Raw genomic sequence first — 25091 nt, forward strand, 5'->3', positions numbered from 1 at the left:
TGAGAAAAAAGGATTATTGAAAGCGCCGAATCATTTAGCGGGTGAACAAATTGCGTTAAAAATGAATTTGTTAGGAAGCAAAGATTCCATTCTTACTCCCGGCTTAGCAAATTTATTGTATGATGATGGTGATGTCAACAATGCATTAAACGGATTTACGATTGGTGAAATTGCAAATCTGGTTGATTCATTATTAACATTCCGAGGTCGCCCGCTCGCATCAATGAACAGCGAAACGGTTTTGCCCTCTACTGCGGATTCCGTTTTAACGAGAATCAATCGTGCGTTCCGGTATCATCCTTCTTTTTCTGATACGATACTTGATAAATTGGACACACTCAAGTACCTCGATACAACTCAATTAATTGCTGGAGGATTGCGAATCGGCGCAGGGAATCCAATTTCTGTCGCACCGTATTTGCGTTTTAATCCGAACCCACTTGCAAAGAATGAAATTGATTTTCCGTCTTTAAATATTCCCAATGAATTTTCTTTGTACCAAAATTATCCGAACCCGTTCAATCCGGTAACAACGATAAGTTTCGATTTACCTGTTCGGTCAACGGTAACGATGAAAGTGTACAACATTTTAGGACAAGTTGTTGCAACGCTTTCCAACAATGAAATTTTAGAAGAAGGAACTCACGAATTACAATTCGATGCATCACCTTTCGCATCGGGTGTATACTTTGCAAGAATTTCCACTCAATCTTCAAAACATAGTTTTGAAGACTTTAAGAAAATGATTTTGATAAAGTAATTTTCTTCAATCGCATTTCTTTTTTTCAAACCCTTCTTCATTATCGAAGAAGGGTTTGTTGTTTTTAGAATATTTTTTTCCATCTCAAAAAAATTATTACAGAAAAAAAATTTTCACTACTCGCGAAAATTTAGTTGTCTGTGAAATTATTTTTTTTATATTTCACACGCAAATTGTTTAACAATACAAAAAAATTTTTCTGAGTACACAACATCAACAATATTTTAATCTCGATGTAGCATTAGTCTATAACGTAAAACACGAAGAGCATAAGACGCAACATGTGTACGTTGACGAAGACTCAGACCCTCCTAGTACGAGCGGAATTACCGCACAAACAATTCCATCAACACATTCCCGATTGAACGATACGTATGCAGAGTGGGACGAGATTGAAACAATTGAGGCAATTGAATCTGCACTGAAAACTCGCCACAATGTTTCCCTCATCGAAGCAGACGAAACAGTATTTGAACAACTTCGCGAACAGCAAGCGCAAATAGTATTCAACATTGCGGAAGGATTGAACGGCGTTTCGCGTGAGGCGCATATCCCGGCGATGCTTGAATTTTTACATATTCCTTTTACTGGCTCTGATTCGCTGACACTTGCAACATGTCTTGATAAATCCCGCACAAAAGAAATTCTTTCCTTTTACAAAATTCCGAATGCTCCATTCTTTGTTATTGAAAACATTTCGCAACTTCAAAAATCAAAATTTGATTTTCCATTATTTGTAAAACCATTGCACGAAGGTTCGAGCAAAGGAATTTATAACTCGTGTGTTGTACGCAACGAAAAAGAATTGAAGAATGAAGTTGAAAAAATTCTTTTGACGTACGAGCAACCAGTTCTCGTTGAAACATATTTATCTGGTAAAGAATTTACGGTTGCAATGTTAGGAAATGGAAAAAATGTTCGAATGCTTCCCATCGTTGAAATCAATTTCGATTCGCTTCCGGAAAATGTCAATCGTATTTATTCGTACGAAGCAAAATGGATTTGGGATACGATTGATAATCCGCTTGATATTTATGAATGTCCAGCAAATATTTCTTCGTCGCTGCAAAAAGAAATTGAACGAATTTGTATGCAAACATTCAGCATGCTTCGTATTCGGGATTGGTGCAGAGTAGACATTCGCCTCGATGAAAAAAATATTCCGAACATTATTGAAGTAAATCCGCTTCCGGGAATTCTTCCGAATCCTCTTGACAACTCGTGTTTTCCAAAATCCGCGCGCACTGCTGGAATGGAATACGATGAAATGCTTTGCACGGTTCTCGATGTTGCGTGCGAGCGTTACAAAATTTTTTAGATGAGTACGAAAAAAAAATATCATATCATTGTCATTGCGAGGAGCGGAGCGACGAAGCAATCTTCTCGAAACTACGACACAATTAGCGGTTTGCTTCGCTGGCGCTCTCAATGACAACACAAGTGAAAAAAAATATTCACGTTGCAGTAATCTTCAACAATCCGACAATACAAACAAGCGAAGGAAGAACGTTTCTTTCAGAAGAAGAAATGATACAGAACTTTGAGCATATACATTCCGGCTCAATTGATTTATCGGAAGTTGGAGTACTCAAAGAACGCGAAGATGTTGCCAATGCCTTAAACGAATTAGGATTTCGAACATCGCTCTTCAATGCATCCGACGATGTGCGAGCATTACTCACATTTCTTTCCGAAGAAAAACCGAATGTCATCTTTAATTTGGTTGAAGGATTAGGAGAGAAAGCAATTCACGAAATGCATATTGCAGGAATGTATGAACTGCTCGGAATTCCTTACACGGGTTCTTCTTCCGTTACACTTGGTTTATGTTTAAATAAAATTCGCACAAAAGAAATTCTATCGCATCATCATATTCCGACGCCAAAATTTTTTCTTTGTGAACGCGCGCATCGGTTGAAGTTTGAACATCTCGGCGTGCGGTTTCCTCTTATCGTAAAACCATCGAGAGAAGATGCAAGTATCGGCATAGAAAATAAATCCCTTGTCGAATCATTCGATGATTTGCAACAGCAAATTGAATACGTGAACACAACATTTCATCAAGCCGCGATTGTTGAAGAATATATTGATGGAAGAGAATTGAACGTTGCCGTTATTGGAAACACTGAAATCGTTGCATTGCCGATATCAGAAATTGATTTTTCAGAATTGCCCAATGGATTTCCGAAAATTGTAACCTATAATGCCAAATGGATGAAAGGAACGCCGGAGTACGACGGTACAAACGGAAAGTGCCCCGCAGAACTCTTGTCCGATGTTGAACAACGCGTGAAAGAAATTGCCATGCAAGCATTCCGAATAATGGAATGTCGAGATTACGCTCGTGTTGATATTCGATTAACGAAAAAAAATGAACCGTTTGTGCTCGAAGTGAACCCGAATCCCGATATTTGCGACGAAGCGGGATTTATTCGTTCCGTTCGAACCGCAGGAATTTCGTACACAGAAATTATCGGAAAGATAGTTTCGTATGCTCTCGAACGCGCTCAATGATTCGTCCAACACAACAAAAAGATGAACAACAAATTCTCGACATTGTTCGCGCGACACAAGTTTTCAACAAAGAGGAAATTGCAATTGCGAAAGAGTTATTAGAAATTTATTTAAACGATGCCGAACAACAAGATTATGAAATATTTTCGTACGTCAATGAACGTGTTGAAGTTCTCGGTTATGTGTGCATTGGTCCAACGCCTGCAACACAAGGAACGTACGATATGTATTGGATTGCAACGTCGCCCAAAGTTCACAACAAAGGAATCGGAACGCAGTTAGTGCAATTCACCGAAGAGTATTTACGAAAAAAAAATGCGCGGCTTCTTATTGCAGAAACATCATCAACGCCAAAGTATGCACCTACGCGCGCATTTTATATCAAGAAAGGTTTTGAGCAACTTGCTCGCATCGTCGGCTACTACAAAAGTGATGATGATTTGATTATTTATGGAAAGTATCTTTAATACTAAGTGTTACATTACAAGCAAACAAGAAAATAAAATTACAAAACCCAAAACTCAAATGACAAATAAATTGCAAATACTAAATTTCAAATTACCAAAGACGTACTTTTAAAAAGTTTGATACTTGGAATTTTGAATTTGTTTGACATTTGATATTTGTAATTTGAAATTTCTAATGCATTTACAAAATAGTGTAACGACAATCAATAAATATTATTTCTCACAACCTTAACACACTTTATGGAACTATGGCAAGAACTTCTGCGCAAAAGCGTAGATAGCGGAAAAGATTTAGTCAACCGATTTGGTTTCGATGAAAAAATTTCAAACCAACTCAATAAACTTTTTCACATTCGCATCAATCCGTATTATCTCTCGCTCATTCGTTATCCCGGCGACCCGATTTGGTTGCAATGCATTCCCGATGAACGCGAATTGCTTGACGACGGATTACTTGAAGATCCACTGAACGAAGACCGCGATTCTCCCGTGCAAAGCATCACGCATCGTTATCCCGATAGAGTGTTGTTTTTGGTAACGAGTCAATGCTCAATGTATTGTCGTTTTTGCACACGCAAAAGAAAAGTCGGCGACTCTTCGAAAATCAATATGAAGTTTTTGCAAGATGGCATTGATTACATCAAAGCGCATACGGAAATTCGCGACGTGATACTTTCCGGCGGCGACCCGTTAATGCTTACAGATTATATGTTGGAAAAAGTCTTAAAAGCATTACGCGAAATTCCTCACGTGGAAATAATTCGTCTCGGTACAAAAATGCCGTGTGTCCTCCCGCAACGCATTACTAAAAAATTGTGCAACACAATAAAAAAATATCATCCGATTTATGTGAACACGCATTTCAATCATCCGTGGGAATGTACGCCCGAAGCAAAACTCGCGTGCGGAATGCTTTCTGATGCCGGATGTCCCGTTGGCAATCAAGCAGTGTTGATGAAAGGCGTGAACGATAATCCCGATGTTATGTTGGAGTTGATGAGAAAACTTCTTGCGATGCGTGTGCGTCCGTATTACATTTACCAAGCCGATGTAACGAAAGGAACAAATTATTTTCGCACGCCCGTTCGCGTCGGTTTGGAAATTATGGACAAACTGCGCGGACATACTTCAGGACTTGCAATTCCGTACTTCGTGATTGATGCGCCGGGAGGCGGCGGAAAAATTCCAATGCTTCCGCAATATGTTGTCGGGAAAAATGGAAATGATTTTATTCTTCGCAATTACAAATACGATATCTATTCATATCCCGATGTTGTTGAAGATAAAATTCCCGCGCCGCAAGAAACCGAAGCGAAATTCTTTCGGAAAAAATCCCGCGTTGTTCCCAGAGAAACTGAGAAAGTTATGGAAGTGTAATTTCGTATTTATTTAAAAAGAAAAACCCGTTCATCTGTTGCGATGGGCGGGTTTTTTTTTTAATGCGGACATCTTGTTCACGCAAAAAACGTACTTGCAGGGGAGCAAGATTTTGCATTCGATATTTCGAACGGCAACGAGATTTCCGTGCTACGTAATTATAACTTGACACGCTGATGAGCATATTGCGTCAATGTTGCTTTCACCTTTGAAAAATATTGTTTTGGGACTTCTCATGAATGATAAGGAAACGCAGTAAATACATTATTGCATTACGTTTTTTTCTTTTTCTGTTTGAAAGAAAAATGGAACAATTCTTGTTTAGTCAATACGTTTGTACATTGTTCTACTATCAATCCGAATTTTTTGAAGGAAACCCAAATGTCTGAAAACAGTTCATGTCGTTCCCCCGTTACTATTGATGGCAATGAAGCCGCCGCATACGTTGCTCATAAATTAAGTGAAGTGATAGCAATTTATCCCATCACTCCGTCATCGAATATGGGTGAGTGGGCGGATGAATGGTCATCGCAAGGAAGAAAAAATTTGTGGGGAACAATTCCACACGTTATCGAAATGCAAAGCGAAGGCGGCGCTGCGGGTGCAGTTCATGGAGCATTACAAACCGGCGCGCTTTCTACAACGTTCACCGCGGCGCAAGGATTGTTACTGATGATTCCGAATATGTATAAAATTGCGGGTGAACTTACTCCAACAGTATTTCACATCGCCGCGCGAACCGTAGCAACACATGCACTTTCAATTTTCGGAGACCACAGCGACGTAATGGCAGCGCGACAAACCGGATGGGCAATGCTTGCTTCCAATTCTGTTCAAGAAGTAATGGATCTCGCACTGATTGCGCACGCATCAACACTAGAAACCCGCATTCCGTTTTTACATTTTTTTGATGGATTTCGAACATCGCACGAAGTGAATAAAATTGAACAACTCTGCGATGATGATTTTCATGCAATCATCAAAGAAGAAAAAATTCAGGAACACCGTCTACGAGCATTGTCTCCCGAACATCCGGTGCTTCGCGGCTCTGCGCAAAATCCTGATGTATTTTTTCAGGCGCGCGAAACAGTGAATTCTTTTTACCATGCCTGTCCCGAAATTGTTCAAAACGTGATGAACACATTCGGAACAATTATTGGAAGAACATATCAACTCTTCGATTATGTTGGCTCTCCGAATGCTGAAAGAATAATCGTCGTAATGGGTTCCGGCGCAGAAACAGTTGAAGAAACGGTGAAGTATTTATGTGAACGCGGAGAACGAGTTGGCGTAATCAAAGTTCGTTTGTATCGTCCGTTTTCCATTGCGCATTTCATCAACGCACTTCCGAAAACAGTAAAAACAATTGCAGTGCTTGATAGAACAAAAGAACCGGGAGCAAGCGGCGAACCGTTGTATCTTGATGTTATCAATGCAGTGATGGAATACATTGATTCATTTGAAAAAATTCCGACTATCATTGGAGGACGCTACGGACTTTCTTCCAAGGAATTTACACCGGCAATGGTAAGAGGAATTTTTGATGAAATGATGAAACCAAAACCGAAAAATCATTTCACGATTGGAATCAACGATGATGTTACATTTACGAGTCTTGAATACGACACTGCATTTAATATAGAAAGCAGCGAAGTTGTACGCGCAATATTTTACGGACTTGGCGCTGATGGAACAGTAAGCGCGAATAAGAATTCCATAAAAATTATCGGTGAAGACACGGAAAATTTTGCGCAAGGATATTTTGTCTATGATTCGAAAAAATCCGGTTCGACAACAATTTCGCATTTGCGTTTTGGTCCCAAACCGATTCGCGCGCCGTATTTGATTGAGAAAGCCAATTTCATCGCGTGCCATCAATGGTTCTTTCTCGAAAAATTCGATGTGTTGCAATATGCAAATGAAGGAAGCGTTTTTCTTTTAAACAGTATTTATTCCAAAGAAGAAGTATGGAACAAACTTCCGAAACATATTCAGAAAGAACTGATTGAAAAGAAGTTGAAGTTTTTCGTTATTGATGCGTACAACGTTGCACAAGAAACGGGAATGGGAGGTCGCATCAATACTATTATGCAAACGTGTTTCTTCGCTATCAGCGGTGTACTTTCGCGCGAAGATGCGATTGCAGCAATTAAGAATTCGATAAAAAAAACCTACGGGAAAAAAGGCGAAGACATCATTGTAAAGAATTTTGAAGCCGTTGATAAAACGCTTGCAAATTTATTTGAAGTAACCGTACCCGATAACATCACCAGCACGATGGAAATGCCGCCCGTAGTATCATTGCGCGCTCCGAAATTTGTTCAAGACGTAACTGCGCGCATCATTGCGGGTTTTGGCGATTCGCTTTCTGTACGTTCGATGCCAAATGATGGAACGTTTCCTGTTGCGACAGCGCAATGGGAAAAACGTAATATTGCTCTTGAAATTCCTGTTTGGGAAAAAGAAATTTGCATCCAATGCAACAAATGCGCCATCGTTTGTCCGCACGCAGCAATTCGTATAAAAATCTATGATGAAAAAGAATTGGCAAACGCGCCGAAACCATATTTATTTACTGATTATAAAGGAACGGAATTCAAAGGATTGAAATACACAGTACAAGTTGCACCCGAAGATTGCACCGGTTGCGGGCTATGTGTTGATATTTGTCCAGCAAAGAGCAAATCGGAAGTTAAAACAAAAGCCATCAATATGAAACCTCAAGAACCTATTCGCGAAATCGAACGGACGAACTACGAGTTCTTTTTAAGCATTCCGGAAATAGACAGAAGACTTGTGCATTTTGATACGGTAAAAGGTTCTCAATTTTTGCAACCGTTGTTTGAATATTCTGGCGCGTGCGCAGGATGCGGAGAAACTCCGTACGTAAAACTTATTACGCAACTTTTCGGCGAGCGAACAATTATTGCCAATGCAACCGGATGTTCTTCCATTTATGGAGGAAATTTACCGACATCGCCGTGGACTACCAACGCTGACGGGCGCGGTCCTGCGTGGTCAAATTCATTATTCGAAGATAATGCGGAGTTTGGTTTGGGAATGCGTCTTTCGATTGATAAACAAACAGAAATCGCACGCGAACTGGTTGCAAAATTATCTTCAGAAATTGGGGAACAATTAGCGCAACAAATTCTTGATGCAACGCAACATGATGAATCGGAAATTTATGAACAGCGACAACGGATAAAAATTCTTAAAGAAAAATTACCATCGCTTAAAACTTCCGATGCAACGTTTCTTTTCAATGTTGCCGAGCATCTTGTGAAACGAAGCGTATGGATTGTTGGCGGAGACGGATGGGCGTATGATATTGGCTATGGAGGACTTGACCACGTGCTTGCATCAGGAAAAAATGTGAATATCATCGTGCTGGATACAGAAGTGTATTCCAACACCGGCGGGCAAATGTCGAAAGCGACGCCGCGTTCTGCCGTTGCGAAATTTGCCGCTGTCGGAAAACCAACGGCGAAAAAAGATCTTGCATTGCTTGCGATGATGTACGAAAATGTTTACGTTGCAAAAATTGCAATGGGAGCAAATGATACCCATACAGTAAAAGCAATCATAGAAGCGGAGGCATACGATGGACCTTCGCTCATCATTGCGTATTCGCATTGCATTGCGCACGGAATCAATATGACGAAGGGCATGCAAAATCAAAAAGTTGCGGTGGATACAGGATACTGGCAGTTATTTCGATATAATCCATTGTTGAAAAAAGAAAAAAAGAATCCATTCAAACTCGATTCGAAACCGCCGAAACTTCCATTGAAAGAATTTACATCGCTCGAGACGCGATTTAAAATGCTCGCGATGAGTCATCCCGCGCGTGCAAAACAACTTGCAGCACTTGCAGAAGAAGATATTGCAATGCGCTGGAAAATGTATGAATTACTCGCAAGCGAAGACGAAACAAGTAAAGAAAAAAAATAATATTCGTTTCCGCAATGAATGAATTGCACGAACGCTATTAGCACGAATACTTTCACATTCAAATAAGCAAACGTTATGGATTTATCAACTACGTATCTCGGACTTCAACTTAAAAATCCCATTGTTCCATCCGCAGGACCGTTTTCGCATACGCTCGATAGTATGAAACGACTTGAAGATAGCGGTGCGGCGGCAATTGTTATGTACTCTCTTTTTGAAGAACAAATATCGCACGAAATGGCGGAACTAGAGCATTATCTTTCGTACGGAACGGAGAGTTTTGCCGAATCGCTCACATATTTTCCGATGTCGCGCGAATACAATCTTGGTCCCGATGAGTACATCGAACTTATATTCAAAGCAAAACAATCGTTGCATATTCCCGTAATCGGAAGTTTGAACGGTATTACCGTTGGCGGATGGATTTCGTACGCCAAGAAAATGCAGGAAGCAGGAGCGGATGCGATTGAACTCAATGTATATTATATTCCCACCGACCCCTTTCTTCCGAGTGAAGAAGTTGAAAATCGGTACTTTGAAGTTCTGAACGCAGTAAAAAGTTCTGTTTCGATTCCGGTAGCAATGAAATTAAGTCCGTTCTTTTCTTCGTTTGCACATTTTGTTCAACGCTTGGATAACGCAGGCGTTGATGGTTTGATTTTGTTCAATCGTTTTTATCAGCCAGATATTGATATTGAAACATTAGAAATTATGCCGAATCTTATTCTCAGTACTCCTCACGCGCGACGATTACCGATGCGATGGATTGCCATTCTTTACGGAAGAGTGAAAGCATATCTTGCTGCCACCAGTGGAATTCATACTTCGGAGGATGTGCTGAAATTACTTATGGTGGGCGCAGATGTTACGATGATGTGTTCTGCGTTACTCAAAAACGGCCCAGAACGAATTCAAGAAGTGTTGAACGATGTGGAACGGTGGATGATGGAACACGAATATGTTTCCATTCAACAAATGAAAGGAAGTATGAGTCAAAAATCTATTGCGGACCCTGCTGCTTTTGAGCGAGCAAATTATATGAAAGCATTGAATCAATATCAATTACTGCGATAACGTTTCAGATTTATATGCTTATCGAAATTACAACTGAAGAGCGCGAAATCCTCGTTCACCTTCTCACTTCCGCAATTGCCGACGAACGCGAAGAGATATATAAAACAGAAACGTTTTCGTACAAAGAACAACTGAAAAAGAATAAACGCATTATGCAAAATCTCCTTTCCCAAATTCTTAATTTAGCCGATGAAGAATACGCATCGGAAGTAAACAGCAAATGAATACGACCAACACCTATACAACGTTCACGGAAGACGAGTTGATAACTGAAGCGATTCTTCGTGAAAAAACATTGACAGAATTTTACGAACATGCAATGTTCGCCGCAGGATTTGATGCGCAAAAATGTTTTTCAAAACTCTTCGATACGCATCTGGAATGTTTGCTCAAACTCGAACATTTGCAGGATGAAATAACAATCATACGAGAAACAGAAACTCCGATTGCAGATTGATGAATTCTCTATTAAAACAAAACGTAAAACTCCGCACCGGAAATCAAATGATAGCCGAAGGGGCAATACAAGCGGGATGTAAATTTTTTGCCGGTTATCCCATAACTCCCGCATCCGGTATTTACAAAAGTATGTTGGAATTCTTGCAACAACAAGGCAATGTCGCAATAAGTGCGCCGGACGAAATTTCTGCGCTTGCATATTGTGTCGGCGCTTCAATGCGTGGAGTAAAATCCATGACAGCGACTTCCGGTCCCGGATGGGCATTGATGATAGAAACCGTTCAATATGCGTTGATGACGGAAACGCCGGTTGTTATTGCTCTTGTTCAACGTTTGGGACCAAGCACCGGCGGCGCAACCCAAGGAGCGCAAGGTGATGTACTGATGACGGAATTTTGCACAAGCGGAGCATATACAATACCAGTTCTCTGTCCCAGCACTCCTTTGGAGAGTTTTGAAATGACGATGCTTGCTTTTGCGTGGGCGGAATTATTGCGAAATCCTGTTGTTCTACTCACGGATAAAGAAGTTGGGATGACAACGGAAAGTGTGAACTATTCAGAACTGGAAAAATTGATTCCCGCAAACCGGGTGCAGTTTTCTTTTGCAACTTCATTTAGCGGAAATTTTCAAACGTATGCTTTTCATAACAGTAGCGATGTTCCACCGTTTGCCGCCGTCGGAGAGAAATGGAAAGTTACGGCTACAGGGTCTGCGCACAATAAATCTGGCGCATTGAAAAAAAACGATGCAGAAACGTTAGAAGTGCTTCACCATCTCGAAGAAAAAATTCGCTTCAGAAAAGACGATTTGGTTGTTGTAAAAAACGACACACAAAAAGGCGCGGAAACATTAGTTATCAGTTACGGAATTACTGCGCGAACAATGCGTGAAGCAATTGTTCACGCAAGAACAAAAGGGAAAAAAGTTTCTTCGATGAATATACTTTCGCTGTTTCCGATTCCTGAACGAGAAATACTCGCTGCGTCCAAAAACGTTACACGTGTCGTCATTGCGGAAGAAAATTTTTCCGGTCAATATCGTAGCGTTCTTTCTCCCTTCTTGAAAAACAAGGAAATTATTGGCGTCAATAAAATCGGGTCAATGATTACTCCCGCTGAAATCCTGGAAACAATAGTATGAATGCACCGCACACGTACGCAACATATCTCGCAAAAAATTGTTCGATGCCGTTCTGTAAAGGTTGCGGACATACACACGTTGTTCGTAGACTTGATGAAGCGCTTGCGAAACTGAATCTCACTCCCAAAGATTTGTGCATCGTTTCCGATATCGGTTGTATTGGTTTAGTAGATGCGTTGTTCGATACACTGCATACGGTTCATACTACGCACGGACGCTCAACGGCTTTTGCAACCGGAATAGAACTTGCCGATAGCGTTTCTGCCGATTCAAAATTAAAAACGGTGGTGTTCATCGGCGATGGCGGCGCGATGATTGGTTTGTTGCATCTCGTACAAGCCGCATTACTCAACGTTGATGTAACAGTATTACTGTGCAATAATTTTCTTTTCGGAATGACCGGAGGACAACATTCTTCTTTTTCTCCGATAGAATTTATTACGCCGACAACACCTTCAGGAAATTTTGTTCCTCCTCTTGACATTTGCAACGTGATGCTGGATGCGCACGCAGGTTTTGTTGCAAGAAAACTTGCTACGGATAAAGATTTACCCGAAGTCATAGCCGAAGCAATTGCTCATCCCGGTTTTGCGCTGGTTGAAATTGTTGAACTCTGCACGGAACACGGAACAACGCGCAATGAACTTTCGGGAACAATGCTTCAGAAAATTATTGAACAGCACGGGCAACAAACGGGAATATTGAAAAACCGCAACGAGCGGGATGAATTCGGAAAAATCTATTCTGCTAAATTTCCTAAAAAGAAAAAGGAGAAAACGGAAACCGTTTCTGAGGAAATACCGCAACCTTGCAAACATAAACTGAAAGAAAAAATCGGAATCATTCTCGCAGGAAGTGCGGGTGAAAAAGTGCAATCGGCGGCGGGAATTTTTTGCGAAGCGGCTGTTCACGCGCAATTGCGATGCACACAAAAAAATGATAATCCCGTTACGCAAGGTTCAGGATTTTCTCTTGCAGAAATCTGTTTGAGTCCCACGGAAATTTTTTACACGGGAATTGACGAACCCGATGCCGTGCTTGTTGTTTCAAATGAAGGTGTTTGTGAATTACGCGAGAAAAATATTTTTGCAACGCTTTCTCCTTCATCTGTTATTTTTGCAGATGAATCACTGGAACTTCCGGACACGCGGGCAGAAATTTTTCGTTTTCCGTTTCGAAAACTTTGCAAAGCGGATAAAGCGGCTTCGGGCGCATTGTTTGCGTTTCTTTCCGCATCGAAAATTTTCCCTGCAGAAATATTCATTTGGTTGCTGCAAAAAAAATATCGCATTGAATCTGATTTTTTTCCGAAAGAATTTTTTGTCAAAACGCAAACTGCTCGCTGTTTTTCTCAAAAATACTCTGAAGAACATTAGTTCTTCGTTTTCTTTAAGATGAAAGTATACCCAAGATGCGATTTGAAAACAACGTTTTTTTTCAACATATCATTTTTTTCTTGCGCAACGACGATAATATTCTCATAGCATTTGTAATTTCTCCGATGATTGTATCGAAGGCGATGAATTTATTCACTAACTATTTTACTTTATGTATTTAATCACTCACAAAGAAAAACTTTCACAGACAATTACGAAGTATGTCGTGAAAGCGCCATTTATTGCTCCCAAACGAAAAGCCGGCAACTTCGTTATTCTTCGCGTGGAAGAACACGGCGAACGAATTCCTATCACGATTGTTGACAGCGATGCGAAGGAAGGAACGATAACGCTGATTGTTCAGGCAATTGGAAAAACCACAAAACTTCTTGCAACAAAAAACGTTGGCGATTATATTCTTGACGTTGTAGGTCCTCTGGGAAATCCGACGCCGATTGAAAACCACGGGGCGGTTGTTTGCATTGGCGGTGGCGTTGGAACTGCAGAAATGTTACCCATTGCGAAAGCGTTGAAAAAAGCGGGCAACTCAATTTATACGATTATCGGCGCACGTTCAAAAGAATTGATTATTCTTGAAAACGAAATGAAAGAAATTTCCGATAAAACGTTTATTACTACCGATGACGGTTCTTACGGAAGAAAAGGAGTTGTTACTGACCAACTGAAAGATTTGCTCGATGCTCCTCTTGGAATTTCCGCCGTGTATGCAATTGGTCCGCTTCCGATGATGAAATTCGTTTCGCTGCTTACGAAACAATACGATGTTCAAACGCTCGTAAGTTTAAATGCAATAATGGTGGATGGAACGGGAATGTGCGGTGGTTGCCGTGTTACCATCGGTGGCGAAATGAAATTTGCATGCGTAGATGGACCGGAATTTGATGGACATCAAGTGGATTTTGATGAAATGCTTATGCGAAGTCGTTCATATCTCGCTATGGAAAAAATATCCGACGAATTATTTACACATCAATGCCAATTAGAGAAATAAGTATGCAAAATGTCAATACGATGAAACCCTCGGAGCGAATGAAAATTGCTCGACAACATTCTATCGAACAGGAAGCAAGCGAACGAAAGAAAAATTTTCTCGAAGTTTCTTTCGGTTTAAATGAAGAACGCGCTTTCATTGAAGCGAAGCGATGTTTGGAATGTAAAAATCCTATTTGTACGGAAGGATGTCCCGTAGGAATTGATATCCGCAGTTTTGTTCAACTAATTTTGCAGAAAGATTATCTTGGCGCAGTTCAAAAAATTCGCGAAACAAATTACCTTCCCGCAATTTGCGGTCGCGTGTGTCCGCAAGAAACACAATGCGAACAGGTTTGCACAATGGGAAAAAAGCACGAGCCGGTTGCTATCGGGAAATTAGAACGCTTTGTTGCCGATTTTGAACTTGCCAATAATCTTTTTTGTCCGCCAACAATCAGTGAACGCAGGGACGAAAAGGTTGCAATCGTTGGTTCAGGTCCTGCGGGACTTACCTGCGCCGCTGAATTAGGAAAACTTGGTTATCAGGTTACTATCTTTGAGGCGTTGCACGGAATCGGCGGTGTTCTTCGTTATGGAATTCCGGAATTTCGTCTACCTAAAAAAATACTTGATATCGAAGCAGAACGTATTCAAGCGCTTGGAGTAAAAATTTATACGAACTTTCTCGTCGGAAGAACTGCAACGATTGATGAATTATTTGACGAATGGAAATTCAATGCCATTTTTTTGGGAACAGGAGCAGGAACGCCTTCGTTTATGGGAATTCCCGGTGAAAGTTTGAGCGGTGTGTATTCTGCGAATGAATTTCTTACACGTATCAATTTAATGAAAGCGTACAGTTTTCCCGAATACGATACACCGATTCGAATTGGTCAACAAATTGCAGTGATTGGGGGAGGAAATACGGCAATGGATGCAGTGCGCACAGCAAAACGATTGGGAGCAGAACGAGCGTATCTTATCTATCGTCGTTCACGAGAAGAAATGCCTGCGCGCGAAGAAGAAATTCATCATGCGGAAGAAGAAGGAATAGAATTTTTACTGCTTACGAATCCTACAAAAATTCTTGGCGACAAAAATAATTGGGTGTGCGGAATCGAATGTTTGAAAATGGAACTCGGCGACTCCGATGATTCGGGAAGAAGAAAACCGGTTGCAATCAAAGATTCCGAATTTGTTATTCCCGTGCAAACAGTGATTGAAGCAGTCGGACAAAAACCGAATCCGATAATTCAGCAAACAACTTCGGGATTGAATGTCGGGAAACGGGGAACCGTTGTTGTGAACGATGTTCAACAAACAAGCCGCGAAGGAATTTTTGCTGGCGGAGATTTAACACGCGGCGGGGCAACGGTTATTCTTGCGATGGGTGATGGGAAAATTGCAGCCAAAGAAATACACAAATATCTGCAAGCGAAAAGTAAAAAACTCGAAGAGCAATTTACCGCGACAACAATTGCAGAGCCGGTTCTTGCATAAGTAACACAGAAATAACAAACATGAGGGTTCGTCGCAATGCGTTCCCTCTTTTTTTGTTTTAGTGTTCGTTGCTTTGCGAAACTCTGCGAAAAACTTTGCGCACTTTGCGGTAAAAAGAAATAGTGTTTAACCGCAGAGTAACGCGAAGTCTTGCGCAAAGAACGCAAAGGGGAAAATTCCAAATCTCAAATCCCACATCGCATATCCCAAATCTCAAATACTCAACCGGCAATCTTCAGCGATGAAATTTTTTTTTGTACTTTTGTGCAAGAGAATTTATGCTTACTCCCTGGAAAAAACTCCGACAAACGTTTGAATTAAAAAATCATTGGTGGACGTACAGAAAAGATGATGTCGTTCTTCCCAACGGAAATTCTGGCGAATATCATTACGTTCATACGAACGGTTCTGCAATGATTATTCCTATCTTGAACGACGGAAAATTTCTCCTCGTGAATCAGTTCCGTTATGTAATGAACAAAGAAAGTTTAGAATTTCCCTGCGGAAGCGTGAAAGAACAATTTTCGTTCGAAGCAACAGCGAAATGTGAACTCGCCGAAGAAACACACTACGCCGCCAAAGAAATTCTTTGCATCGGCGAATTCAATCCTTACAACGGCGTTACCGATGAACTGTGTAGAGTATTTCTTGCAAAACATTTGTTTCCCGCAATCGTTCCGCACGATGAATCGGAAGAGTTTGAAATTGTCTGTCTATCGAAGGATGAAATTAATGAAAAAATTTTTCAAGGAATTATTTGGGATGGAATGACGATTGCCGCGTGGACCATTGCGAAGCAGTTTGTTCAGTAGATTGATTTTTTTATGGCATTATTTTTTAGTCGTTCAAGATTTGTGCTTCGTTTCTTTTCTCTACTTACCGTTTTCTGTATGCTGTGTTTAACTCGCAGCATTCCCCTTTCTGCACAAATCAAAATCGGTGCTGAAGTTTTTTTCCAAAAAAATTTTTCCCTTGTTGAAGGAAAGCGCGTTGGCGTTGTCTGCAATTCGTCATCCATCGTTCAATCGCATGCACAGGGAAAAAGAAATTTCGTAGATGTATGTATAGAAAAAAACATCAACATCACAGCGATATTTTCTCCCGAACATGGATTTCGTGGAAATATTTCTGCTGGAGAAACAATTGAAAATCAAATGGATAGCGCAACCGGCATTCCGATTTTTTCTCTGTATGGAAAAACGTTGCATCCAACAAATGAAATGCTGAACAAGATTGATATACTCATTTTCGATGTACAAGATGTCGGCGCGCGATATTTTACATACGTTTCGACTATGGCAAATTGTATGGAAGCCGCCGCAAAGCAAAACGTTCCGTTCATCATTCTTGACAGACCTAATCCCATTGGAGGAAATGCTGTTGAAGGATTTTTGCTTGAAAAACAATTACAATCGTTTGTAGGAAAATTTCCCGTTCCCAATCGTCACGGATTAACGTTAGGAGAATTTGCAAAAATGATTGTCGGCGAGCAGTGGATTATGAACAGCGAGCATTTGGATTTGAAAATAATTCCTTGTGAAAACTATGAGCGCGAAATGTTTTGGAGCGATACAAAACTTCAGTGGATTTCTCCTTCGCCGAATATTGTATCTCTATCTACTGCTCTCGTGTATGCGGGAACGTGTTTGTTGGAAGGAACAAATATGTCCGAAGGAAGGGGAACAGAATTTCCGTTTCAAACTATCGGCGCACCGTGGATAGAAAGCAAACAATTGCTGAAAGAAATTTCGAGCGAACAATTGAACGGAATACAATTTTCTGTGACAGAATTTACACCGTTGCCGAATACGCAGCGCGCAATTTCTCCGAAGTTTGCGTATCAACTATGCAACGGAATTTTTCTTGAAGTTACAGACGAAAAAAAATTTGAACCGCTTGCAACGGCAATTACTCTCCTTGTTGCAGTTCAAAAACTATTCTCCGATTCACTTCGCTTCAACGAAAAACAATTCGACAGATTGGCGGGAACGGGAAAACTTCGCGAGGCAATTCTTTCACACAAAAGCGCGAAAGAAATTTCTGCAATGTGGAAAATTGATGCGAATGCGTTTGGAGAAATGCGAAAGAAATATTTGTTGTACGAATAATGTTCTGCTTTCCATAAATGAAAAACAATGTTGAAACAACGCAATTCGACTTTGACCCTCTTTGGATTGAAGGTGGTTTTGGTTCTCGCTTTCAGGGATTTCAAAATGTTATGCGGCAACGGATCCGCGATGTTCTTCTCGTTTCCAGTTTATACGATTTGTATCTTTTTGAAGAAGATGGAAGACTGTACGAACTCATTCGCAACGAGTATCACGATTTGTACATCAGCCACGCACCGGAAATTACCCGCGTATCCAGTGGAAGAGATGCATTGAAACTGGTGTCGGAAGAAAAACGATTCGACCTTTTGATTACAACGCTGCACATCGAAGATATGCACGCATTGAAGTTTGCGCAACTTATTCGAGACGCAGGAGTTTCCATTCCCATCATCCTTCTTGCGTACGACGACCGCGAGTTGAAAGAATTGGTAACGCATCACGATGTTTCGGCGTTCACGAAAATTTTTCTATGGCAAGGAGATTATCGGCTCATCATCGGCATCATTAAACATCTCGAGGATAAAATGAATGTCGAACACGATACGAAAACCGCAGGCGTTCAATCCATTATACTTATCGAAGACGACATACGATATTACTCATTGTTTCTTCCTGCGATCTATTCGGAAATTCTTGAACAATCGCGGCGACTTATTTCCGAAGGAATGAATCTCTCTCATAAGTATTTACGAATGCGCGCGCGTCCGAAAATTCTGTTATGCACAACGTATGAAGAAGCGTGGGAATATTTTCAAAAGTATGAAGAACACATTCTCGGCATTATTTCCGATGTTGATTTTTTTCAGAACGGAAAACAAAATTCGCATGCTGGAATTGAATTTGTGCAAAATGTAAAAGAAAAATATTTTGACATTCCCGTTCTCCTGCAATCCCAATCACAAGAACATCGCAAAGAAGCACAGAACATTGGCGCATCATTTCTTGCAAAAAATTCTGAAACATTGATGAGTGAACTGCGCGAGTTTATTTTCAATTTTTTCAGTTTCGGCGATTTTATTTTTCGCACCTCGGACGGTGCACAAGTTGGCGTTGCAACGGACTTAACATCCTTGGAGGAAAATCTCCGTTCTGTTCCGATTGAAAGTGTGTTGTTTCATGCAGAACGCAATCATTTTTCGCGTTGGTTAAAAGCGCGAACGGAATTTTTACTTGCATACCAGTTGCGTCCGCGTCATATTTCGGATTATCATTCAGAAGAAGAAATGCGCGACGACCTTGTTTCGTGTCTTCGCAGTTATCGTTTCATTCAGCGCAAAGGACTCATCACCGATTTTGTGAAAGAAACATTTGACCCGCAAAACAGTTTTGCAAGAATCGGGGGAGGTTCGTTGGGAGGAAAAGCGCGCGGTTTAGGATTTATCAATGTTTTGCTTACAATGTACGATATTCGGAATAAATTTTCCGGCGTAGAAATTGTTGTTCCAACAACCGTTGTTCTCGGAACGGAAGTGTTCGACAAATTTCTCGATATGAATGAACTGCGAACATTTGCGCTGAACTCCAACAACGATGAAGAAATCACGGAAAAATTTCTGAGCGCACAAACGTTTCCCGAAAAGATTCTTCAGCAACTTTCTATGTTTTTGGAAATGATACACGAGCCGCTTGCCGTGCGTTCATCAAGTCTTCTGGAAGATTCGCAATATCATCCGTTTGCAGGAGTGTATCGCACGTATATGATTCCGAATAACAATAGCAATACGGCAACGCGTTTGGAAGAATTATTGAACACGATAAAACGAGTATATGCATCTACGTATTTTCATTCGGCGAAAGAATATATCAAAGCAACATCGTATCGTTTAGAAGAAGAAAAGATGGCGGTAATCATTCAAAAAATGATTGGAGCCGAACATTCGATTCGTTTTTATCCCGATATTTCCGGCGTTGCAAAGTCGTATAATTTTTATCCATTGCCGCCGCAAAAACCGTTGGATGGTATTGTTTCCGTTGCGCTGGGTTTGGGAAAAATCATTGTTGACGGAGGAATTACCGTACGTTTTTGTCCAAAATATCCCGCGCATTTATTGCAATTTTCTTCTGCAGAAGAAACGCTGCGGAATAATCAAACGGAATTTTTTGCACTGAAATTTCAAAGCAACGAACATGATTTTCGTTCGATGGATGATGCGCTTGTGCAGTCGCATTCGATTGATATTGCGGAAGCCGACGGAACGCTTGCGTATGTTGGCTCAACGTATTCTCTCGATAATGATGTAGTGTATGACGGTTGTTCCCAAAAGGGAATTCGTGTGGTAACGTTTGCGCCGATATTACGGAACAAAATATTTCCGCTTCCGCAAATTCTCACGATGATTTTGGATTTGGGAAGTTGGGGAATGGGTACGCCGGTGGAAATAGAATTTGCTGTGAATCTTTCCGTTGCATCGGGAAAACCAAAACAGTTTGGATTGTTGCAAATGCGTCCGCTTGTTCTCGGAAGAGAATTTCAGGAATTGCGGTTTGATGATGTAGAAAAAAATAAAATTTTGTGCGAGAGCGATCGGATATTGGGAAATGGAGTTAGTCGCGACATTTACGATATCATCGTTGTAGATATTCATCGTTTCGAACGTGCGCAGAGCAGAGAAACAGCAAGAGAAGTCGCTTTGTTCAATGAAAAACTTTGCGAAGAAAAGAAACCGTACTTGCTTATTGGCGTTGGAAGATGGGGAACGCTAGACCCGTGGTTAGGAATTCCGGTAAAGTGGGACCAAATTTCCGGCGCCAAGGTCATTGTTGAAACTCCGTTCAAAGATATGGATGTTGAGCCGTCGCAGGGTTCTCATTTTTTTCAGAACATCACGTCGTTTATGGTGGGATATTTCAGCGTGGTTCCAAAAATGAATAGTGGATTTATAGATTGGCAATGGCTTTTGGAACAAGTTGCAATCGAAGAAAAAATATATACGCGTCATCTTGCATTTGCTTTGCCGCTCGTTGTAAAAATGAACGCACACAAAAACAAAGGAGTAATTTTGAAACCGGAGTAAATGGTAGTGAAAAATGCGTGTAAATAAAGAACAATAGTGCAATTTGGATTGAAAATACCGTTGCATTACTGACGATTGCCACACATAAAATTGTATCCTCAAAAAATTATCCATTCCGTTTGCCGATTAAAACATTTTCCCCGAAGCGGAAGAAAGATTCCGGAGTTTGATAATGAATTTATGCGTGAAGTGCTTATGGATAACTACCGGATAATGTATTTGCTTACCGAAACAACTGCGTTTGTATTTACTGTTATGCACGGCAGAAGAGACGTATGGAAAAAATTATTGTGAAAATTTTGTATTACCATTATGCGCCGCGACAAGAGAAAACTTTTACTCCGTACGATTTTACTTGCAATGGTAAGTTGTGTTTTGGTTGGGCAACGGATGCGAACGTAAACGATTTATTATATTGAAACAGAAATTTTGAAAGAAAACACTATGTCAAAAGTTAAAGAACCAACAACAAAATACTCTGTTACGGTGCAAACACATTCGGCAGAAATGCTTTTACAAGAAATTCAGGAACTTCCCAAAGAGGTAATTTCGGATGTGATGAAGTATATCCAATCGTTGAGAATGAAAACAACCGGAAAAAAAATGGACAAACATGCTCTGCGTTCCTATGTTGGAAAAATAAAGTTAGCCATTGACCCCAAAAAATTCCAAAAAGCGATACGCGATGAGTGGGAATAATATTCTTTTGGATACGAATGCAGTTTTATATGCGCTGGGAGGAAAACTTGATTTAGAAACAATTCCCGATGGAGTATTTTCTATTTCATTTGTGACAGAGTTGGAATTGCTCTCCTACCCAAAATTGACAAAAGAAAACGAAGAACTTATTGAACAATTCTTGAGCGACATTGAAATTATTGAAATGAATCAGGAAATAAAACGAGAGACAATTCACTTACGAAAAAACCATAAATTGAAATTACCCGATGCATTGATTTGCGCAACTTCTCTTTACAAAGATGCAACGCTACTTACGTATGACAAGAAATTGAAAAAGGTTAACGAGATAAATGTTTTAGTTTTGAAATAAGATTTTTTGCACTTTACATTTTTTATTTTGCCTTGCCCTTATGCACCACAACAAGAGAAAAATTTTTACTCTTTACGATTTTACTTGCAAGTGTGAGTTGTGTTTTGGTTGAGCAACGGGCAAAGACACAAATTTTATTTCTGAATGAAATCCTATAACTTTAGACCGTATTTTGAAAACGAAGTGTTACGAAAGCGACCATACTTGAAGAAAGAATGGTGTATAAGAGTAGTAGAAAACCCAATGAAAATAGAGCCACAAGAACACAACCGATTTATATTTTGGGGAAGAATTGAAGAACTTGGCAATAGAGTTTTACGAGTAATTACATTAGAAGATACAACAACAATTCACAACCCATTTCCCGATAGAGGTTTTAGATTATGAGATTACAATATTATCCCGAAACAGATTCGCTTTACATTGATTTAACTTCAAAGACGAGTGTAGAGAGTAAAGAAATTTCCGATGGAGTTGTGTTGGATTACGATGAAGTTGGAAATTTAGTTGGCATTGATATTGACAACGCAAGCAACAAAATAGAAATGAAAAAGTTGATTGTAAATAAATTGCCCGCAGAAATGCAATTGCTTGCAGCGTGAGGTTTTGTTGGTTTTATGCAACTTCCCCATAAAGAAAATGCGTATGTTCCGTTTGAAAAACTTACTGATTATTTACTTTCTCCGTTGCATAGTGTTGGAAAACATAAGATGAGAGTTTTACGAAAAGTTGGTTTTGATGAAGCGAATATAGAAAAACTTGAAAATGCACTATTAGAAATTGCAAAGAAAGAAACAATAACGCAAACACTGCAAACAAACTACGGAATGAAATACGTTATTGATGGAATACTAAACTCACCAAACGGCACGACAATAAAAATAAGAACCATTTGGATTATCGAACACGAAAAGACTACTCCTCGTTTTGTAACACTCTATCCATTATAGAAAGGTAACAATATGTTTAACGAACTCGATACAATAGTTTTAGCAAAAAATATACACGAACACCATTTAACCATTGGCGATGTTGGCGCAATTGTGTACAAATACGAAAACGCCGATGCGTATGAAGTAGAATTTGTAACAGCAGAAGGAAATACTGTTGCTGTTGTTACATTGGAAGAAAAAGACATACGCCCGATGGAGCATAATGAAATTTTGCACGTGAGAGAATTGCTTGCCGCGTAAATTTTTACACTTTACATTTTTACTTTTGCCTTGACTTTATGCACCACCGCAACGAGATAAAATTTTTACTCCTTACGATTTTACTTGCGAGTGTAAGTTGTGTTTTGGCTGCGCAATGAGCAAAGACACAAACGTTGACGATAAAACAAAAGAATCGTAAATTTACGCCGCAATTTTTAAGAAGAAAGAAAAACTATGCCTACAATAAAAATCCAAAAAGAACAATGGGGAACAATCTGGAAATTCCTTACAAAGATTGGACCGGTAACGAGAATTTCTAAAGACTACATTTATGAAATTAGTCCTCAGCAATTGGAAGCCCTTTGCAATGCTGGGCTCCCATTTGAAACAGTAAAAACAGAAACAACGAAATTTAATAAGCCCGATGTCCAGTATAGCACGGCAGTATGAAATTTTTCTGCCGATTTTGTATAACGATGGCTCAGAAGTCGAACAAGAAAAATTTGACGTTGTTGAGCAAGAACTGGTTGAACGATTTGGCGGCGTTACTGCGGTACAACGGCAATTTCCTTTACGGGGAATTTGGCGCGGCGAGAAACAAACGTACCTCGACAAAATTGTTGTATTTACCGTTGTAGATTTTTCCAGTGGAAGAAGTAATGAGTTTTTTGAGGACTACAAAGAAGAGTTAAAACACCGTTTTCAACAAGAGGAAATATTGATAACTGCTCACGACTTGACAATTATTTGAAAGCAATTTTATGCACCACACCTTTACCTCCCGCCGCAACGAGAGAAAATTTTTACTCCGTACTATTTTACTTGCAAGTGTATGTAGTATTTTGGTTACGCAACGGACAAATGCGCAAACGATTTCCGATGTTTCCTTAAGAGCAGAAAACGACAAAGTTCTTATCAAGTACTATTTATCTCCTTCAAAGGAAAACCAATCTTATGATGTGACGGTACGGGTATCTTCAGATGGTGGAGATAATTTTATATCTCCACATTCTGTTTCTGGTGATGTTGGTACGGTTTCCGGTAGCGGTTGGAAAAACATTTATTGGAATGTCTTTGAAGATGTAGACTTATTTGACGGAGATGCGTGTATTGCGAAAGTGGAAGCAGAGGAAATCAGAACTACTGTAGACGTACTTTCAGATATTTTTATTGGAAATGAAAAAGTCAAAGACAACCTCAATGGCTTTATTATTCATGCAGGGTGGAACAAAACGAGTTTCCTCAACTCCACTTTTAAAAATGCAATAGATAATGGTATAATTAAAAATAGTGGGGGGATAGAGTTGGGAATTAAATATGCACACATGCCTTTCAACTTTGATATAAACTTTTTTACGACATCAATTGACGCACCAACTATTGGAGATTCAATAAGCCATAGGGGGATGAATTTTTCTTTATCACTTCTTGTACTTCCAAGTCTTCAATATGTTGTACCTTCGATTATTTCCGGTTATCAATTTTCTGCTATTTCGATGGAAGAATTTTCAAGTCCAACAAGTCAGGCAAATACATCTTCTCTTTTCTATGGTGCTGGTGTAGAAATAAATTTTCATCCTTTGATGAAGATTGTCGGAGAGTATAAACGCTCAATCGGATTAGAAAAAAGAAATTGGGACCAACTATTTATTTCAATAGGTTGTAATTATTCATCTTATTTCAATAGGTTGTAATTATTCATCAATAATGCACTTATAAAATGAAACAACAAAAAGTTTTTTGCTACATACATTCTTTTGTCTTAATAATTTTAATCAATCTGAACAGTTGTGCGGACAAAAATCCTGAAACTCTAACATCTCAGTTTTTCGGAGAATCTGAATTTGACTTATCTATTCTGCAACCTCACGGAGGAGAATCCTTTCCCAAGGGTGGAACATGCTTAATTCAGTGGCAAAATAAAAAAAAATTTGATAATGTTGATATTGAGTTATACAAGGGAGATGAGAACTTAGGGAATATTGTGTCCGCTGCCAGTGACGTTGGAGAATTCATCTGGGAAATCTCAACCTCGATAGATGTTAGCAATAATTACAAAATTAAAATTATCGGTTCATCATCTAATTCAAGAGTTTTTATTTTTAGCAAAACGTTTTCGATTTATGAGCCTCCGTTGACAATAA

Annotated in this window: 27 protein-coding genes; all 27 read left to right on the forward strand. The window is 39.8% G+C overall.

The annotated features are described in order from the left end of the window. Positions 1 to 760: T9SS type A sorting domain-containing protein (locus FJ218_06120; protein ID MBM4166475.1), on the forward strand; the 760-nt coding region annotated here is incomplete at its 5' end. A 361-nt stretch (positions 761 to 1121) separates the two neighbouring features. Beyond that, a complete protein-coding gene (locus FJ218_06125; protein ID MBM4166476.1) occupies positions 1122 to 2078 on the forward strand; it encodes an ATP-grasp domain-containing protein in 957 nt (318 codons plus the stop codon). Between the two features lie 110 nt (positions 2079 to 2188). Then, positions 2189 to 3274, forward strand: a complete 1086-nt coding sequence (locus FJ218_06130; GenBank protein ID MBM4166477.1) for an ATP-grasp domain-containing protein — start codon at positions 2189 to 2191, stop codon at positions 3272 to 3274. After that, positions 3271 to 3741, forward strand: a complete 471-nt coding sequence (locus FJ218_06135) for a GNAT family N-acetyltransferase (protein MBM4166478.1) — start codon at positions 3271 to 3273, stop codon at positions 3739 to 3741. Before FJ218_06130 ends, FJ218_06135 begins: the two co-directional genes overlap by 4 nt. Positions 3742 to 3981: 240 nt before the next feature. Continuing rightward, positions 3982 to 5118 carry a KamA family radical SAM protein gene (locus FJ218_06140; protein ID MBM4166479.1) on the forward strand — a complete coding sequence of 379 codons (1137 nt, stop codon included), beginning with the start codon at positions 3982 to 3984 and terminating at the stop codon, positions 5116 to 5118. 381 nt (positions 5119 to 5499) lie between these two features. Continuing rightward, positions 5500 to 9072 (forward strand): pyruvate:ferredoxin (flavodoxin) oxidoreductase, encoded by a 3573-nt coding sequence (nifJ, locus tag FJ218_06145; protein ID MBM4166480.1) that lies wholly within the window; start codon positions 5500 to 5502, stop codon positions 9070 to 9072. A 75-nt stretch (positions 9073 to 9147) separates the two neighbouring features. Then, entirely contained in the window at positions 9148 to 10146 is a 999-nt protein-coding gene (locus FJ218_06150) for a dihydroorotate dehydrogenase-like protein (protein MBM4166481.1), read from the forward strand. A 14-nt stretch (positions 10147 to 10160) separates the two neighbouring features. Continuing rightward, the gene (locus FJ218_06155; protein ID MBM4166482.1) at positions 10161 to 10370 is read left to right on the forward strand and encodes a hypothetical protein; all 210 of its coding nucleotides are present in this window, start codon (positions 10161 to 10163) and stop codon (positions 10368 to 10370) included. Continuing rightward, positions 10367 to 10603 (forward strand): hypothetical protein, encoded by a 237-nt coding sequence (locus FJ218_06160; GenBank protein MBM4166483.1) that lies wholly within the window; start codon positions 10367 to 10369, stop codon positions 10601 to 10603. Before FJ218_06155 ends, FJ218_06160 begins: the two co-directional genes overlap by 4 nt. Continuing rightward, entirely contained in the window at positions 10603 to 11748 is a 1146-nt protein-coding gene (locus FJ218_06165; protein MBM4166484.1) for a hypothetical protein, read from the forward strand. The genes FJ218_06160 and FJ218_06165 overlap by 1 nt, the downstream gene beginning before the upstream one ends. After that, on the forward strand, positions 11745 to 13124 hold the full coding sequence (locus FJ218_06170) for a hypothetical protein (protein MBM4166485.1): 1380 nt from the start codon (positions 11745 to 11747) through the stop codon (positions 13122 to 13124). Before FJ218_06165 ends, FJ218_06170 begins: the two co-directional genes overlap by 4 nt. A 172-nt stretch (positions 13125 to 13296) precedes the next feature. After that, positions 13297 to 14136: a sulfide/dihydroorotate dehydrogenase-like FAD/NAD-binding protein gene (locus tag FJ218_06175; protein MBM4166486.1), complete on the forward strand. Its 840-nt coding sequence runs from the start codon at positions 13297 to 13299 to the stop codon at positions 14134 to 14136. Positions 14137 to 14174: 38 nt separating this feature from the next. After that, positions 14175 to 15617 carry an NADPH-dependent glutamate synthase gene (gene gltA / locus FJ218_06180; GenBank protein MBM4166487.1) on the forward strand — a complete coding sequence of 481 codons (1443 nt, stop codon included), beginning with the start codon at positions 14175 to 14177 and terminating at the stop codon, positions 15615 to 15617. A gap of 278 nt (positions 15618 to 15895) precedes the next feature. Beyond that, entirely contained in the window at positions 15896 to 16429 is a 534-nt protein-coding gene (locus FJ218_06185; GenBank protein ID MBM4166488.1) for an NUDIX hydrolase, read from the forward strand. A 12-nt stretch (positions 16430 to 16441) separates the two neighbouring features. Then, positions 16442 to 17725 carry a DUF1343 domain-containing protein gene (locus FJ218_06190; protein ID MBM4166489.1) on the forward strand — a complete coding sequence of 428 codons (1284 nt, stop codon included), beginning with the start codon at positions 16442 to 16444 and terminating at the stop codon, positions 17723 to 17725. 110 nt (positions 17726 to 17835) lie between these two features. Then, positions 17836 to 20742 (forward strand): response regulator, encoded by a 2907-nt coding sequence (locus FJ218_06195; GenBank protein MBM4166490.1) that lies wholly within the window; start codon positions 17836 to 17838, stop codon positions 20740 to 20742. 75 nt (positions 20743 to 20817) lie between these two features. After that, entirely contained in the window at positions 20818 to 21036 is a 219-nt protein-coding gene (locus FJ218_06200; protein ID MBM4166491.1) for a type II toxin-antitoxin system RelE/ParE family toxin, read from the forward strand. Between the two features lie 150 nt (positions 21037 to 21186). After that, the gene (locus FJ218_06205) at positions 21187 to 21441 is read left to right on the forward strand and encodes a hypothetical protein (protein MBM4166492.1); all 255 of its coding nucleotides are present in this window, start codon (positions 21187 to 21189) and stop codon (positions 21439 to 21441) included. After that, complete coding sequence (locus FJ218_06210) at positions 21428 to 21793, forward strand: type II toxin-antitoxin system VapC family toxin (protein MBM4166493.1); 366 nt, start codon at positions 21428 to 21430, stop codon at positions 21791 to 21793. The genes FJ218_06205 and FJ218_06210 overlap by 14 nt, the downstream gene beginning before the upstream one ends. Before the next feature lie 144 nt (positions 21794 to 21937). Continuing rightward, positions 21938 to 22180, forward strand: coding sequence for a hypothetical protein (locus tag FJ218_06215; GenBank protein ID MBM4166494.1), 243 nt, complete (start codon positions 21938 to 21940; stop codon positions 22178 to 22180). Beyond that, positions 22177 to 22395, forward strand: a complete 219-nt coding sequence (locus FJ218_06220; GenBank protein MBM4166495.1) for a DUF2283 domain-containing protein — start codon at positions 22177 to 22179, stop codon at positions 22393 to 22395. The genes FJ218_06215 and FJ218_06220 overlap by 4 nt, the downstream gene beginning before the upstream one ends. 15 nt (positions 22396 to 22410) lie before the next feature. Beyond that, the gene (locus FJ218_06225; GenBank protein ID MBM4166496.1) at positions 22411 to 22743 is read left to right on the forward strand and encodes a hypothetical protein; all 333 of its coding nucleotides are present in this window, start codon (positions 22411 to 22413) and stop codon (positions 22741 to 22743) included. Positions 22744 to 22755: 12 nt separating this feature from the next. After that, positions 22756 to 22986, forward strand: coding sequence for a DUF4926 domain-containing protein (locus FJ218_06230; GenBank protein ID MBM4166497.1), 231 nt, complete (start codon positions 22756 to 22758; stop codon positions 22984 to 22986). A gap of 195 nt (positions 22987 to 23181) precedes the next feature. Beyond that, a complete protein-coding gene (locus FJ218_06235) occupies positions 23182 to 23397 on the forward strand; it encodes a hypothetical protein (GenBank protein ID MBM4166498.1) in 216 nt (71 codons plus the stop codon). Then, positions 23372 to 23698: a hypothetical protein gene (locus FJ218_06240; protein ID MBM4166499.1), complete on the forward strand. Its 327-nt coding sequence runs from the start codon at positions 23372 to 23374 to the stop codon at positions 23696 to 23698. Before FJ218_06235 ends, FJ218_06240 begins: the two co-directional genes overlap by 26 nt. A gap of 10 nt (positions 23699 to 23708) precedes the next feature. Further along, positions 23709 to 24641 (forward strand): hypothetical protein, encoded by a 933-nt coding sequence (locus FJ218_06245; GenBank protein MBM4166500.1) that lies wholly within the window; start codon positions 23709 to 23711, stop codon positions 24639 to 24641. Positions 24642 to 24667: 26 nt separating this feature from the next. Next, the coding region (locus FJ218_06250) for a hypothetical protein (protein MBM4166501.1) at positions 24668 to 25091 on the forward strand (424 nt) is incomplete at its 3' end.

It is taken from the genome of Ignavibacteria bacterium (assembly GCA_016873775.1).
In the GTDB taxonomy this organism is placed as follows: Bacteria; Bacteroidota; Ignavibacteria; order UBA10030; family F1-140-MAGs086; genus JAGXRH01.